Here is a 12,748-nt window from a genome sequence, read left to right as displayed (position 1 = left end):
GCGGGCAGGTACGTCACGCCCCGTCCTGGTTGTTGTTATTGAGCGTTGGCTTTTTCGGCAGCCAGTTCTTCCAGGTCGATGTAGCGGTTGCCGATGCGTGGGTGCAGGCGGCCACCGTCGGAAGCGCCCAGGACCACGACGATTTCATCGGCGCGCGGGGCGTCTTCGATCTGCATTTCCAGGGTGATGTAGTGCGAACGCAGGCCCTCGTCGTCCTTCTGCATCATCGGGATCTGGATCGACGTGCCCGGGCCGCCGCGCTTGTTGGTGAAGCTCAGGTAGCTCTTGGCCTGCACCGCTTCGCGGTAGTGGTTGCCGAAGCGCAGGGTGTGGATCACCGCCGAGGCGTGTTCGATTTCACCATCGGCACCGACCACGGCTGCCTTGCCATAGGCTTCGATCTTGTCGGCACCGCCGATGGCGGCGGTCAGGCGCTCGACCATCAGGGCCCCCAGGTCCGAGCAGTTGGCGCGGATTTCCGGCTTCAGATCTTCAACGAAACCGCGACCGGCCCATGGGTTCTTGATCACCACGGCCAGGCCGACCATGGTCACCGGCTTGTCGGTGGCCTTGCCGCCTTCGATGCGGGTCTCTTCGGAGTAGGTGACGATCTTGCGGATTTCGAAACTCATGGATGGCTCCTGGTGAGGGTTATCAGCTCTTGTTGTCTGATGGTATACCATAATATTTGTTGTGCAAGAGGGGGCGCGAAATTTCTCTTGCAAGGGGATGAAAGGCGAGGGCATGAGCGGCGAGGGGATGCCTTGGGTTTTGTGGTGTCGTCGAGATCGAGCGCCGCGCGGGCGGCGCTCGATCTCAACCTCCCCACAAAACCCAGGCCCTACACACCAAAAAAAACCCGCTCCCGCAGGCCGCGATGACCCACGCAAGCGGGCGCATCCCGCAATAATTCAGGCAAAGGGAATTCAGGCGAACGCCGGCACCACTTCCTTGATGAACAGCTCGAGCGACTTCTTCTTCTCGGCATGCGGCAGGCTGTTGTCGCACCAGAAACTGAACTCGTCGACGCCCAGCGCCTGGTAGTACTTGATGCGGGCGATGATCTCTTGCGGGGTGCCGATCATGGTGTTCTTGCGGATGTTCTCCAGCTCGAACGCCGGCACTTCGGCAAACTTCGACTCCGGGCTTGGCTCAAGGAACCCGTTGACCGGGGTGGTCTTGTTGCCGAACCAGGCATCGAAGGTGCGATAGAAGCGCGAGATGGCCTGGGCGCCGACCTTCCAGCCGTCCGGCTCGGCCGGGCTGTGCACATGGGTGTGGCGCAGCACCATCAGTTGCGGGCGCGGCACGCCGGGATTGTTGTCGAGGGCCGCCTGGAACTTGTTCTTCAGGTCCAGCACTTCCTCGTCGCCCTTCATCAACGGCGTCACCATCACGTTGCAGCCGTTGGCCACGGCAAAGTTGTGCGAGTCCGGGTCGCGGGCGGCGATCCACATCGGCGGGACGGCGTTGTAGGGCTTCGGCACGCTGGTGGAGGTGGGGAACTTGTACACCTCGCCGTCATGGGCGTAGTCGCCTTCCCACAACTTGCGCACCACCGGCACCATTTCCCGCAGGGCCTTGCCGCCGTCGGTGGCCGGCATGCCACCGGCCATGCGGTCGAACTCGAACTGGTAGGCGCCTCGGGCCAGGCCCACTTCCATGCGGCCCTTGCTGATCACGTCGAGTAGGGCGCACTCGCCGGCGACCCGGATCGGGTTCCAGAACGGCGCGATGATGGTGCCGGCGCCCAGGCGGATCTTTTCGGTGCGTGCGGCCAGGTAGGCCAGCAATGGCATCGGGCTTGGCGAAATGGTGTATTCCATGGCGTGGTGTTCGCCGATCCACACGGTGCTGAAACCGCCGTCTTCGGCCATCAGGGTCAGTTCGGTGAGGTCTTCGAACAACTGGCGGTGGCTGACCTGTTCATCCCAACGTTCCATGTGCACGAACAACGAAAATTTCATGGGGCTTTCCTCAACGCTTGTTGTTTTCGCCCGCCAATGCAGCGGGCTTCAGTGTGGGAGCGGGCCTGCGCCTGGCTGCCAGGCTCAGGCAAAGGCGGGCAGGCTGGCCATCTTGCCGCGGCAGTACACCATTGGCCGTGGCGCCTCTGCCGGGACGATCAGGTTGTGCACCTTGCCGACCATGATGGCGTGGTCGCCACCTTCATATTCACGCCACAGTTCGCACTCGATGACCGCGGTGGCGCCGGCCAGGATCGGGTTGCCCAGTTCACTCAGGGTCCATTCGATGCCGCTGGCCTTGTCCTTGCCTTTCTTGGCAAACGCATAGGCTTCGGCTTGCTGTTCACCGGAGAGCAGGTGGATGGCGAAGCGCTTCTGCCGGATCAGTACAGGGTAGGAGTCGGAGCTGTAGTTGGGGCAGAACAGCACCAGCGGTGGGTCCATCGACAGCGAGGAGAAGGCGCTGGCGGTCAGGCCGACGACCGCGCCGTCGTCGTCCAGGGTGGTGATGACGGTAACGCCGGACGGGAAGGAGCCCAGGACGTGCTTGTAGACGGTTGCGTCGATCATGGGGGTGTACCTCTGAAGGGCTGCGGTGGTCCGCGGTTTTTATCGTTGATGTGTCTGATGGTATACCGTAATACCTATTTTGCAAGGGGAATTTTCACGCTTGCGCTTATCGCGATGAGCGGCGCTAGGCCACGAATGCTGCGGGTTTGGCTGCCAAGCAGGTTCGCCGCCACGGCTTTGCAAACAGATCAGTGGGCAGTTTTTCCTGCGGATCAGTGTTGTCAAAAGTTTGGAATACCATAATATGGTCCGCAGCTGAGAGGCCGCCTTGATGCGGTTTCCTTACAAAGATAAAAACGACCTTTCGAGCTGAAATCCTATGTCCCAACCGTCGTCGCAACACCCGTTTGTCGAGAACCACACGGTCGATTACGTTCCACCTGCCGAGCGCCACGGGAAGGCGCGCGACCTGTTCACACTCTGGTTCAGTACCAACATCGCGCCACTGCCCATCGTCACTGGCGCCATGGTGGTCCAGGTGTTCCACCTGAACCTGCTGTGGGGGCTGGTCGCCATCGTGCTGGGCCATCTTGCCGGTGGCGTGGTGATCGCCCTGGCCTCTGCGCAGGGACCGCAGCTGGGCATTCCGCAGATGGTGCAGAGTCGTGGCCAGTTCGGCCGCTACGGCGCACTGCTGATCGTGTTCTTCACGGCGCTGATCTACGTCGGCTTCTTCATCTCCAACATCGTGCTGGCGGGCAAGACCATCCATGGCATCGCCCCGAGCGTGCCAATGCCGGGCGCGATCGGGATCGGCGCCCTGAGCGCTACCGCCATCGGCGTGATCGGCTATCGCTTCATCCATGTGCTCAACCGCATCGGTACCTGGGTAATGGGCTCGGCGCTACTGGCCGGCTTCATCATGATGTTCGCCCAGGCGCTGCCGGCCGATTTCTTCAGCCGTGGCGCATTCAACCTGTCGGGCTTCATTGCCACGGTGTCGCTGGGCACCATCTGGCAGATCAGCTTCTCGCCATACACTTCCGACTATTCGCGCTACCTGCCGCGTGAAGTGGGCATCGCCAAGCCGTTCTGGGCGACCTACTTCGGTGCCACCCTGGGCACCATCCTGTGCTTCAGCTTTGGTGCAGTGGCGGTGCTGTGCGTGCCCGAAGGCACCGACGCGATGGATGCGGTCAAGCAGGCCACCGGCTGGCTGGGGCCGATCCTGATGGTGCTGTTCCTGCTCAACATCATCAGCCACAACGCCCTCAACCTGTATGGCGCGGTGCTGTCGATCGTCACCGCGATCCAGACCTTCGTCGCCGCGTGGACGCCGAGCATCAAGGTGCGGGTAATGCTGGCTGCGGTGATTCTGCTGGGTTGTGGCCTGGTGGCGCTGAATGCTTCGGCAGACTTCATCGGCCAGTTCATCGGCCTGATCCTGGCCTTGTTGCTGGTGCTGGTGCCGTGGGCGTCGATCAACCTGATCGACTTCTACCTGATCAAGAAAGGCCAGTACGACATCGCCTCGATCTTCCGTGCCGACGGCGGCATCTATGGCCGCTTCAACCACCACGCGATCATTGCCTACGCCTGCGGCATCCTGGTGCAGCTGCCGTTTGCCAATACCTCGCTGTATGTGGGGCCCTATTCGAACATCGTCGAAGGGGCCGACCTGTCATGGCTGTTCGGCTTGCTGGTGACGGTGCCGCTGTATTACTGCCTGGCCACGCGTGGCAACGCTGGCGAGAAGGCGGGGCGGGTGGTGAGTGTCAATGACTGATAGACAGGTGTAGCTGCAACAGGGGCAGTACCGGCGCAACAAGGCTCAGCGCCCTTCATGCTGGCGCCGATACGCCCCCGGCTGCATACCCACCGCCTTGGCGAACGCCCGGGTAAACGCCGCAACCGATTGATACCCCACCTGTGCGCCGACCTGCTCGACGGTGTGTCCCGCCTGCAGCAACTGGCTGGCATGGCGCATGCGCAACGCCAGCAGTACCTGCCCTGGGGACTGCCCGGACAGTTCATTGAAACGCTTGAAAAAAGCCGAGCGTGACAACCCGGTGCAGGCCGCCATGCTGGCCAGCGTCCAGGCTTGCCCCGGTTGCTCTATCAATTGCGCCAGCAGCCCGGCAAAGGCCGGCTGGCGGGCAAGCGCGACCAACCCGCCCAATGGCTGCCCGGTATGTACCTGTTGGCGCAGCACATAAAGGAACAGCAGGTGGGTCAACCGCTCCAGCAAGGTTTGCGACGGGCCGGCGGGACGCCGGCATTCCTCCAAAATCAACTCGAACAACGCCCGCGCCGCATGGCCAGCCGGTTCGTCGGCGCGCAGCAGTATCCAGTCGGCCAGGCCTTCGACGATCAGCGACGACAAACCCGGCTTGAAGTGAAAGAAGCCGCACACCAGCCCCACGCCATCGACCGCTTCGGTGTCCAGTGGCTGCATGGGCTGGCGTGGCTGGGCACAGGCAGCGGCCAGGTCCGGTTCACTGGCCAGGCGATAGCCAAGGTCGCGCAGCAGGAACACCGCATCGCCGGCTGCCAGGCGTATGGCAGCGGGTTGGCCGTCGATGTGCAGCCAGCAATGCCCCTGCACCACCAGGTGGAAGCTGGCGCGGCCCATGCCCTGGGTGCTGGCGTGCCAGCCACCACAATAGCGGCCGACATGAAACAGGCTGGCATCGAGTTCCAGGCCCTCTAATAACCCATCGACAAGGTGGCTGGACGAAATCATCTAAGGCAAAGACTCAAGAGCAAGGAAAGGCGACTGATGAATATGGAGGGTAATGCTTATAACCAACAGACTGTAGTGACACCCATCACAGGAGACCACCGCATGTCGTCGCGCATTACTTTACACACCCTGCACAGCGCCCCGGAAGCGGCCCGCCCGTTCCTCGAGAATGCCCAGCAGAATTCCGGCTTCATCCCCAACCTGCTGGGGGTGCTGGCCAACGCCCCGGCGGCACTGGAAACCTACGTGACCGTTTCGGCCCTCAACGGCAAGGCCGAGCTGAGCCTGGCCGAGCGCGAAGTGGTGCAACTGATTGCCGCCACCCAGCATGGCTGCGACTTCTGCGTGGCCGGCCATACCGCGGTGGCGCTGAACAAGGCCAAGCTGCCGCCGGCGGTGGTCGATGCCCTGCGGGCCCGTGGCGAACTGCCGGATGCGCGCTACGAAACCCTGGCCGCCTTCGCCCGCGAAGTGATCGCCACCCGTGGCAATGTCAGCGAGGCCACTTACCAGGCCTTTCGCGCGGCCGGTTTCAGCGAAGGGAATGCGCTGGAGGTGATTCTGGGGGTGAGCCTCGCAACCCTGTGCAACTTTGCTAATGTGTTCGCCCAGACGCCGCTCAATGACGAGCTGAGCAAGTACCGCTGGCAGCCAACCGCGTAACTGTGCGCCTGGCGCTGGTGGCGCCTGCGATATCAAAAGGAGTAGGGACATGCTTGATGCTGCATTTCGTCAATGGCTGGATGCCAATGCCGAGGCAATCGACCAAGGGCAGTGCGACCCGCAACGGGTGCTGGCGCACATCGCCGAATCGCAGCTGCTGCGCATTGGCGTCGACCCCGCACTGGGGGGCAACGGTGGCACGGTCACCGATGCGGTCGAGGCCATCGCCGCCATCGCCAGCCGCTCACTGGCCGCAGCCTTCGTCTGCTGGGGCCAGCGGGCGTTTATCGAATACTTGCTGCAAAGCCCTAACCAGGCCCTGCGCGAGCGCCTGCTGCCCAGCCTGCTGACCGGCGAGCTGGCGGGGGCCACCGGGTTGTCCAACGCCATGAAATTCCTCTCCGGGATCGAGGCGCTGCAAGTGCGTGGCCGCCCCGGGGCGGCGGGCTGGACACTGGAAGGGCGGCTGCACTGGGTGACCAACCTGCGCAAGAGCGGGTTCGTGGTGGCGGCAGCCATCGAGGACGATGCTGGCGGTTCGCCCTTCGTCCTGGCCATTCCCTCCGACAGCCAGGGGCTGGAGCGTTCTGATGACCTGGAGCTGATGGGCCTGCAATCGAGCAATACCGCAGCGCTGGCGTTCCACCAGGTAGAGCTCGGCCGTGACTGGCTGCTACATGACAACGCCCGCGCGTTCCTGCCCAAGGTGCGCCCGGCGTTTCTTGCCTTGCAGTGCGGCATGGCCATCGGCCTGGCGCGGCGTTCGCTGCATGAGGTGCACGATCACCTCCATGGGCGGCTGTCGTTCCTCGAAGAGCATCGCCAGGTCCTCGACGAGCGCCTGGAAAACACCGTGGCCGAGCTCAAGCAGGGGTTGCTCGAAGAGCGCTTCCAGAGCCAGCCGGCGGCGCTGTTCAAGTTGCGCATCACCCTCGCTGAATGTGCTGCCGATGCCGTGCAGCTGGAGCTGCAAGCCAGCGGCGGCAAGGCGTACCTCGATGAGTTCGGTGCCGGTTTCGCCCGCCGCTGGCGCGAGTCGGCGTTCGTGCCGATCGTTACCCCAAGCCTGGTGCAGCTGAGGGCCGAGCTGCATCGCCAGGCTGCCAGCGCATGAGCCAGGCATTGCTCGAAGCCCGCGAGATCAGCCTGGGCTACCCACGCGACGGCGGCTGGCAGCAAGTGCTGGCGCGCTTCGACCTGCAACTGGCGCCAGGGGAGGTGGTGAGCATCCTCGGCCCCAGTGGGGTGGGCAAGTCCAGCCTGCTGCGGGTGCTGGCCGGCCTGCAGCAGCCGCATGGCGGCCGCGTGACCCTGCACGGTGAGCCGCTGCAAGGGCCCCACCCACGCCTGGCGGTGGCCTTCCAGGACCCGAGCCTGCTGCCCTGGCTGAGCCTGGAAAAGAACGTCGCCTTTGGCCTGGATTTCGCCCGCCAGCCCAAGCTGGCCGCAGCCGAGCGCCAGGCCCGCATCGACCATGCGATCGGCGCGGTGGGCCTGGCCCATGCGCGCAACCAGTACCCGGCGCAGTTGTCCGGCGGCATGGCCCAGCGCACCGCGCTGGCACGCTGCCTGGCGCGCCAGCCTGAGGTGCTGCTGCTTGACGAGCCGTTCGGCGCGCTCGACGAAGTGACCCGTGCCGACATGCAGCAATTGCTGCTGCAACTGATAGCCACCCATAACACCGCAGCCGTGCTGATTACCCACGATATCGACGAAGCCTTGTTGTTGTCCGACCGGGTGCTGCTGCTGGGCGATCACCCGGCGCACATCCTCGGCCAATGGCACATCGACCTGCCACAACCGCGCGCGCAGCGGGTCGAGGAACTGGGCGCACTGCGAATCGAGATTCTCAAGACCCTTCGGCGGGCCAGCCGCACCGCTGCACCTTCCTCTACCTCGTTGCCTTCGGAGCCTGCACATGTGCATGGATGACTGCTGTTCCTCCACCTCGCGTCGTGATTTCCTCAAGCTCAGCGCCATGCTGACGGCTGCCGGGGCCGTGCCGCTGCTGTCCAGCCTGCAGGCCCGTGCCGCCGCCGAGCCCGACGCGCCGGTGCGCATCGGCTACCTGCCGATTACCGATGCCACGCCGTTGCTGGTGGCGCACAATAACGGCCTGTTCGAGGCCGAAGGCATCAAGGCCGAGCGCCCGGTGCTGTTGCGCAGCTGGGCGCAAGTGATCGAGGCGTTCATCTCGGGCCAGGTCAACGTCATCCACCTGCTGTCGCCGATGACCGTGTGGGCACGTTATGCCAGCAAAGTGCCGGCCAAGGTGGTGGCCTGGAACCATGTGGGGGGCTCGGGCCTTACCGTGGCGCCGGACATCACCGACATCAAGCAGCTGGGCGGCAAGACCGTAGCCATCCCGTTCTGGTATTCGATCCACAATGTGGTGCTGCAGCAGATGCTCGGCGACAACGGCCTGACGCCGGTGTCGAAGCCCGCCGACAGCCAACTAGCGGCCAACGAGGTCAACCTGCTGGTGCTGCCGCCCTCGGACATGCCGCCGGCCCTGGCCAGCAAGCGCATCGCCGGCTATATCGTCGCCGAACCGTTCAACGCCCTGGCCGAGAACCTCAAGGTCGGCCGTGTGCAGCGCTTCACCGGCGATGTGTGGCGCAACCACGCCTGCTGCGTGGTGTTCATGCATGAACATGACCTGAACAACCGCCCGGAGTGGTCGCAGAAGGTGGTCAATGCCATCGTCAAGGCCCAGCAATGGACCCGCGACCACCGCGCCGAAGCGGCGGCGCTGTTGTCCAAGGCCGGCCCCAACAAGTACACGCCGCATGAACCGGCGGTGCTGACCAAGGTGCTGGCGCCGGCTGCCGACGACCGCGCCGGCTACATTGCCAGTGGCGCGATTCAACATCAGCAGTGGGATGAAAAGCGCATCGACTTCCAGCCCTACCCGTACCCCAGCTATACCGAAGAGCTGGTCAAGCGCCTCAAGCACACCTTGATCGAGGGCGAGCACAGTTTCCTTGCCAGCCTGGACCCGGCGCACACCGCCCGCGACCTGGTTGACGATCGCTTCGTGCGCAACGCCATCGCCGCCGTCGGTGGCCCCTCGGTGTTCGGCATTGCCGAGAACTACCAGCGTAGCGAGGAGTTCGCGGTCTGATGCGCAAGCATGTCGTACATGTCGGCCTCGGCCTGGCCGGGCTGCTGGGGTTGCTGTTGTTGTGGTGGGCGGGCGTGCAGGTATTCGGCGCGGCCGATGGCCTGTCGGCACGCTTCTCGCCCCAGGCGACCCTGGCCAGCCTGGCCGAGTTGCTGGGGCAGGGCGAGGTCTACGGGCATATCTGGGTCAGCCTCAAGCGCATCCTGATCGGCTTGCTGCTGGCGCTGCTGATCGGGGTGCCGCTGGGCTTGCTGGTGGGCAGCTACCGGCACCTGGAGGCCGCGACCACGCCGGCGTTCCAGTTCCTGCGGATGATCTCGCCGTTGTCGTGGATGCCGGTGGTGGTGATGCTGATGGGGGTGGGTGACCAGCCGATCTATTTCCTGCTGGCATTTGCCGCGTTGTGGCCAATCCTGCTGAACACCGCCGCCGGGGTCCGGCAGCTGGATCCGCGCTGGCTGCAGTTGACCCGCAGTTTGAGTGCCACCCGTTGGGAAACCTTGTGCAAGGTGATCGTGCCGGGGGTGATCGGCCATGTGCTCACCGGTGTGCGCCTGGCCATCGGCATTCTGTGGATCGTGCTGGTGCCGTGCGAGATGCTCGGGGTGAGCGCCGGGTTGGGCTACTTCATTCTCGATACCCGCGACCGCCTGGCGTATTCCGAACTGATGGCGATGGTGTTGCTGATCGGGGTGTTGGGGTTCGTGCTGGATGCCCTGGCGCGTGGGTTGCATCGGCGCTGGGTGCATGGCTGAAGAACCATGGGGCTTGTTCGCCGGTAAGCCCGCGAACAAGCCGTTGGATCAGTGCACGCTAAGGCGTTGGCGCACACACGCCTGTGCCTGAGCGGTCAGCTCATCCAGCCGCTCATCGCGCTGCTGTTCCGCTTCGAGCATGGCATCCTCACCCTGCTGGTTGAGCAGGTAGGTATGGATCTGCATCACTTCGGCCGTCTGGTAGATCGGCGCGATATCCAGGCGCCCGATCAGCGCACCGCTGGCGCGCCCGGTGCTGCTCATCAGCACTTGCGGGCCATTGGCGGCCACCACCTGCATGCCCATGGCCTCGAACCACGGCACCTGGCTGGCAAAGGCATTCAGCTCGACACAGGTGTAGCGTGCCTGCAACTCGGCCAACAGGGCGCGGGCGATGCCCTGGCGCCGATGGCTGGGGCGCACGGCCAGGAAGGCCAGCGCACACACCTGTTTGTCATCCTCGGCAGGCAGGGACAGGGCAAAGCCCAGCAACTGGTCCGGTGCTTCGGCATCCAGCGCCAGGGTCAGCGCCACGGCCAGGCCGCGGCTGCCGTCCAGCGCCTGCAGGTACTGGTGCACCTCCATGCCGACGCCGTACTGGTACAGCGGATACAGCGGGTTGTCGGCGCTGATGGCAACACTGCTCAGTGTGCCGACATTGTGGATCACCAGCTCGCGGATCTGGTTCTGGAAAGATTCGGGCGGCACGCTGTCGAGGCGGCTCAGGATGAACATCGGGGGGCGGGCTCCGGCGGTTGGATGGACGGCCTGCGCCGTGGCGGCGCGGGCCCGGTAGTCTAACCGTTTTTTGCCATCAGCCTTGTAGCTGCAACGCACCGAGCATCAGGTCGAGGTTTTGCACTGCCGCACCCGAGGCACCTTTGCCGAGGTTGTCGAACACGGCGGTCAGCAGCACCTGGCCATGTTCGGGGTTGGCGAACAGTGCCAGGCGCAGGTCGTTGCTGTCGTTCAAGGCCTCCGGATCCAGCGTTGGCGCTGCACCGTGCTGATGCAGGGGCATGACCTGGACGTGGCGGGCACCTTGGTAATGCTGCTCCAGGCAAGCCTGCAGCTGCGCGGCGCTGACCTGGCCGGGCAGCAGGCGCAACTGCAGCGGGATGCTCAGCACGATGCCCTGGCGGTAGGCCGCGTAACCGGGCAGGAACATCGGCCGTGCCGACAGCCCGGCGTGCTGCTGAATTTCCGGCACGTGCTTGTGCGCCAGCTCCAGGCCATACAGTTGCAAGGTCGGGGCTTTGTCGGCACCGGGCTGCTCATGCCGTTCGACTGCCGCGCGGCCACCACCGGAATAGCCGGAGATGGCGTGGATGTTCAGCGGGTAATCCGCTGGCAGCAGGCCAGCCTGGACCAGTGGCCGCAGCAGGGCGATGGCCCCGGTGGGGTAGCAGCCGGGGTTGCTGACGCGCTTGCTGTGGGCAATGCGTTCGGCTTGCTGCGCGTCGAGTTCCGGCAGGCCGTAAACCCAGCCAGGGGCGGTGCGGTGCGCGGAGCTTGCATCGATCACCCGCACCTGCGGGTTGTCGATCGTCGCCACCGCGTCGCGCGCGGCATCGTCGGGCAGGCACAGCAAGGCGATGTCGGCGCTGTTGATCGCCTCGCGGCGACGTTGCGGGTCTTTGCGTTCGGCGCCCGGCAGGGTCAACAGGCTCAGGTCGCGGCGGCCTTGCAGGCGCGCATGGATCTGCAGGCCGGTGGTGCCTTGGTCACCGTCGATGAAAACAACAGGGGTGTGCATGGTCAGCGTCCGCTCGGGGAAGGATGGCCTATCCTCGCCTGTGGTGTTGATAAAGGAAATTTGAATATCATGACGGCAACCTTCAGATTTGCTGAACAACACGGCCCTTGATATGCGCGAAATCAGCCTTGACCGCCTGCGCACGCTGGTGGTGATCGTCGACCTCGGCTCGTTTGCCGAGGCCGCCCGCCAGCTCAACCTGGCGCCGCCGACCATCAGCCTGCACGTGGCCGAGCTGGAGGCGCGCATCGGCGCGCCGTTGCTCACCCGTGCCCGCGGCCAGGTGCGCCCGACCGCCATCGGCGAAACCCTGCTGGCCCGCGCCCGGCGCCTGTTGGCCGATGCCGACCAGGCGCTGGATGAAGTGCGCCGGCAGGTCGAGGGGCTGACCGGCAGGGTGCGCCTGGGCGCCTCGACCGGTGCCATCGCCCACCTGCTGCCGCAGGCGCTGGAGCATTTGCGTGCCGTGCACCCGGGGGTCGATGTGCAAGTACAGGTACTGACGTCCCAGGCATCGCTGGCCCGCTTGCGCGAGGGCAGCCTGGATATCGGCCTGGTGGCCTTGCCGCAGGTGGCTGGCAAAGGGCTTGAGGTCACCCCTTGGCGGCGCGACCCGATCCTGGCGTATGTACCGGCCGACTGGCAGCCTCCGGCCAAAGTCACGCCGGCCTGGCTGGCACAACGGGCATTGATCCTCAACGACAGCAGTACCCAGCTGTCGCGGGTGACTGGCGAATGGTTCGCGGCGGCAGGGTTGTACCCCGAAGCACGCATCGAGCTTAACTACAACGATGCGATCAAGAGCCTGGTCGGGGCCGGGTACGGGGCAACGTTGTTGCCGCAGGAAGGCGAGGCGGCCGAGCTGGACCGGCGCATCGTCCGCCGGCCGTTGCGCCCGGGGCTGTGGCGGCAACTGGGTATCGCCTGCCGCAAAGGGCAGGTGGAGCGGGCCACCGGGTATGTGCTGCAGGCATTGGCGCGGCTGCGGCAGTAGGGGGCTGCCGCAGCCCCCAGGTTTCACCCCCGTTCTCGCGCTCGCACCGCGGTCACCGTCTCGCCACCTACTCCCCAGTTGTCGGTCGGCACTTCCTCGATCACCACGAAGGTACTGGCCGGCGGCTTGCCCAGCACCTGCTGCAACATCTGCGTGGTCTGTTCGATCAACTGGCGCTTGTGTTCCGCGCTCACCCCTTCATCGGTCACACGAATATGGACATACGGCATGGCTGT

General features: G+C 64.7%; 14 protein-coding genes. 7 read left to right on the top strand and 7 right to left on the bottom strand.

All coding sequences use genetic code 11. The annotated features are described in order from the left end of the window. Positions 1 to 35: 35 nt before the first annotated feature. The 3 genes from ACJA3S_RS14850 to ACJA3S_RS14840 form a co-directional block, all read right to left on the bottom strand. Positions 36 to 632 carry an amino acid synthesis family protein gene (locus ACJA3S_RS14850; protein WP_003258678.1) on the bottom strand — a complete coding sequence of 199 codons (597 nt, stop codon included), beginning with the start codon at positions 630 to 632 and terminating at the stop codon, positions 36 to 38. A 294-nt stretch (positions 633 to 926) separates the two neighbouring features. Continuing rightward, entirely contained in the window at positions 927 to 1,967 is a 1,041-nt protein-coding gene (locus tag ACJA3S_RS14845; protein ID WP_406819067.1) for an LLM class flavin-dependent oxidoreductase, read from the bottom strand. A gap of 84 nt (positions 1,968 to 2,051) precedes the next feature. Continuing rightward, the gene (locus tag ACJA3S_RS14840; protein WP_170030287.1) at positions 2,052 to 2,537 is read right to left on the bottom strand and encodes a flavin reductase family protein; all 486 of its coding nucleotides are present in this window, start codon (positions 2,535 to 2,537) and stop codon (positions 2,052 to 2,054) included. 319 nt (positions 2,538 to 2,856) lie between these two features. On the opposite strand from ACJA3S_RS14840, the gene ACJA3S_RS14835 reads away from it, so the two are divergent. Beyond that, positions 2,857 to 4,263 carry a purine-cytosine permease family protein gene (locus tag ACJA3S_RS14835; RefSeq protein ID WP_406819066.1) on the top strand — a complete coding sequence of 469 codons (1,407 nt, stop codon included), beginning with the start codon at positions 2,857 to 2,859 and terminating at the stop codon, positions 4,261 to 4,263. 45 nt (positions 4,264 to 4,308) lie between these two features. Here the strand turns inward: ACJA3S_RS14835 and ACJA3S_RS14830 are convergent, their stop codons facing one another. Beyond that, on the bottom strand, positions 4,309 to 5,220 hold the full coding sequence (locus ACJA3S_RS14830; RefSeq protein ID WP_406819065.1) for an AraC family transcriptional regulator: 912 nt from the start codon (positions 5,218 to 5,220) through the stop codon (positions 4,309 to 4,311). A gap of 102 nt (positions 5,221 to 5,322) precedes the next feature. Between ACJA3S_RS14830 and ACJA3S_RS14825 the strand changes: the two genes are divergently transcribed. The 5 genes from ACJA3S_RS14825 to ACJA3S_RS14805 are packed head-to-tail and all read left to right on the top strand — an operon-like array spanning position 5,323 to position 9,762. Continuing rightward, positions 5,323 to 5,883 carry a carboxymuconolactone decarboxylase family protein gene (locus tag ACJA3S_RS14825; RefSeq protein WP_406819064.1) on the top strand — a complete coding sequence of 187 codons (561 nt, stop codon included), beginning with the start codon at positions 5,323 to 5,325 and terminating at the stop codon, positions 5,881 to 5,883. A gap of 49 nt (positions 5,884 to 5,932) precedes the next feature. Then, a complete protein-coding gene (locus ACJA3S_RS14820) occupies positions 5,933 to 6,997 on the top strand; it encodes an acyl-CoA dehydrogenase family protein (protein ID WP_406819063.1) in 1,065 nt (354 codons plus the stop codon). Continuing rightward, the gene (locus ACJA3S_RS14815; protein WP_406819062.1) at positions 6,994 to 7,815 is read left to right on the top strand and encodes an ABC transporter ATP-binding protein; all 822 of its coding nucleotides are present in this window, start codon (positions 6,994 to 6,996) and stop codon (positions 7,813 to 7,815) included. The genes ACJA3S_RS14820 and ACJA3S_RS14815 overlap by 4 nt, the downstream gene beginning before the upstream one ends. Continuing rightward, on the top strand, positions 7,802 to 9,007 hold the full coding sequence (locus ACJA3S_RS14810) for an ABC transporter substrate-binding protein (RefSeq protein ID WP_406819061.1): 1,206 nt from the start codon (positions 7,802 to 7,804) through the stop codon (positions 9,005 to 9,007). Before ACJA3S_RS14815 ends, ACJA3S_RS14810 begins: the two co-directional genes overlap by 14 nt. After that, entirely contained in the window at positions 9,007 to 9,762 is a 756-nt protein-coding gene (locus ACJA3S_RS14805; RefSeq protein ID WP_406819060.1) for an ABC transporter permease, read from the top strand. The genes ACJA3S_RS14810 and ACJA3S_RS14805 overlap by 1 nt, the downstream gene beginning before the upstream one ends. A gap of 48 nt (positions 9,763 to 9,810) precedes the next feature. Here the strand turns inward: ACJA3S_RS14805 and ACJA3S_RS14800 are convergent, their stop codons facing one another. Both ACJA3S_RS14800 and argC read right to left on the bottom strand, forming a co-directional pair. After that, the gene (locus ACJA3S_RS14800) at positions 9,811 to 10,497 is read right to left on the bottom strand and encodes a GNAT family N-acetyltransferase (RefSeq protein ID WP_406819059.1); all 687 of its coding nucleotides are present in this window, start codon (positions 10,495 to 10,497) and stop codon (positions 9,811 to 9,813) included. A 79-nt stretch (positions 10,498 to 10,576) separates the two neighbouring features. Continuing rightward, on the bottom strand, positions 10,577 to 11,518 hold the full coding sequence (argC, locus tag ACJA3S_RS14795; RefSeq protein WP_406819058.1) for an N-acetyl-gamma-glutamyl-phosphate reductase: 942 nt from the start codon (positions 11,516 to 11,518) through the stop codon (positions 10,577 to 10,579). Between the two features lie 112 nt (positions 11,519 to 11,630). On the opposite strand from argC, the gene ACJA3S_RS14790 reads away from it, so the two are divergent. After that, positions 11,631 to 12,512, top strand: coding sequence for a LysR family transcriptional regulator (locus tag ACJA3S_RS14790; RefSeq protein WP_406819057.1), 882 nt, complete (start codon positions 11,631 to 11,633; stop codon positions 12,510 to 12,512). Positions 12,513 to 12,535: 23 nt separating this feature from the next. On the opposite strand, the gene ACJA3S_RS14785 is transcribed toward ACJA3S_RS14790, so the two are convergent. Next, on the bottom strand, positions 12,536 to 12,742 hold the full coding sequence (locus ACJA3S_RS14785; protein WP_406819056.1) for a 4-oxalocrotonate tautomerase family protein: 207 nt from the start codon (positions 12,740 to 12,742) through the stop codon (positions 12,536 to 12,538). Positions 12,743 to 12,748 lie beyond the last annotated feature (6 nt).

Source organism: Pseudomonas sp. KnCO4 (genome assembly GCF_045344305.1).
In the GTDB taxonomy this organism is placed as follows: Bacteria; Pseudomonadota; Gammaproteobacteria; order Pseudomonadales; family Pseudomonadaceae; genus Aquipseudomonas; species Aquipseudomonas anuradhapurensis.
This window is presented reverse-complemented; position numbering and strand designations above follow the sequence as displayed.

What these genes read in the sequence shown, in the direction of transcription:
- ACJA3S_RS14850 (WP_003258678.1), bottom strand. Translation starts at nt 632, where the DNA reads ATGAGTTTCGAAATCCGCAAGATCGTCACCTACTCCGAAGAGACCCGC.
- ACJA3S_RS14845 (WP_406819067.1), bottom strand. Translation starts at nt 1,967, where the DNA reads ATGAAATTTTCGTTGTTCGTGCACATGGAACGTTGGGATGAACAGGTC.
- ACJA3S_RS14840 (WP_170030287.1), bottom strand. Translation starts at nt 2,537, where the DNA reads ATGATCGACGCAACCGTCTACAAGCACGTCCTGGGCTCCTTCCCGTCC.
- ACJA3S_RS14835 (WP_406819066.1), top strand. Translation starts at nt 2,857, where the DNA reads ATGTCCCAACCGTCGTCGCAACACCCGTTTGTCGAGAACCACACGGTC.
- ACJA3S_RS14830 (WP_406819065.1), bottom strand. Translation starts at nt 5,220, where the DNA reads ATGATTTCGTCCAGCCACCTTGTCGATGGGTTATTAGAGGGCCTGGAA.
- ACJA3S_RS14825 (WP_406819064.1), top strand. Translation starts at nt 5,323, where the DNA reads ATGTCGTCGCGCATTACTTTACACACCCTGCACAGCGCCCCGGAAGCG.
- ACJA3S_RS14820 (WP_406819063.1), top strand. Translation starts at nt 5,933, where the DNA reads ATGCTTGATGCTGCATTTCGTCAATGGCTGGATGCCAATGCCGAGGCA.
- ACJA3S_RS14815 (WP_406819062.1), top strand. Translation starts at nt 6,994, where the DNA reads ATGAGCCAGGCATTGCTCGAAGCCCGCGAGATCAGCCTGGGCTACCCA.
- ACJA3S_RS14810 (WP_406819061.1), top strand. Translation starts at nt 7,802, where the DNA reads ATGTGCATGGATGACTGCTGTTCCTCCACCTCGCGTCGTGATTTCCTC.
- ACJA3S_RS14805 (WP_406819060.1), top strand. Translation starts at nt 9,007, where the DNA reads ATGCGCAAGCATGTCGTACATGTCGGCCTCGGCCTGGCCGGGCTGCTG.
- ACJA3S_RS14800 (WP_406819059.1), bottom strand. Translation starts at nt 10,497, where the DNA reads ATGTTCATCCTGAGCCGCCTCGACAGCGTGCCGCCCGAATCTTTCCAG.
- argC (WP_406819058.1), bottom strand. Translation starts at nt 11,518, where the DNA reads ATGCACACCCCTGTTGTTTTCATCGACGGTGACCAAGGCACCACCGGC.
- ACJA3S_RS14790 (WP_406819057.1), top strand. Translation starts at nt 11,631, where the DNA reads ATGCGCGAAATCAGCCTTGACCGCCTGCGCACGCTGGTGGTGATCGTC.
- ACJA3S_RS14785 (WP_406819056.1), bottom strand. Translation starts at nt 12,742, where the DNA reads ATGCCGTATGTCCATATTCGTGTGACCGATGAAGGGGTGAGCGCGGAA.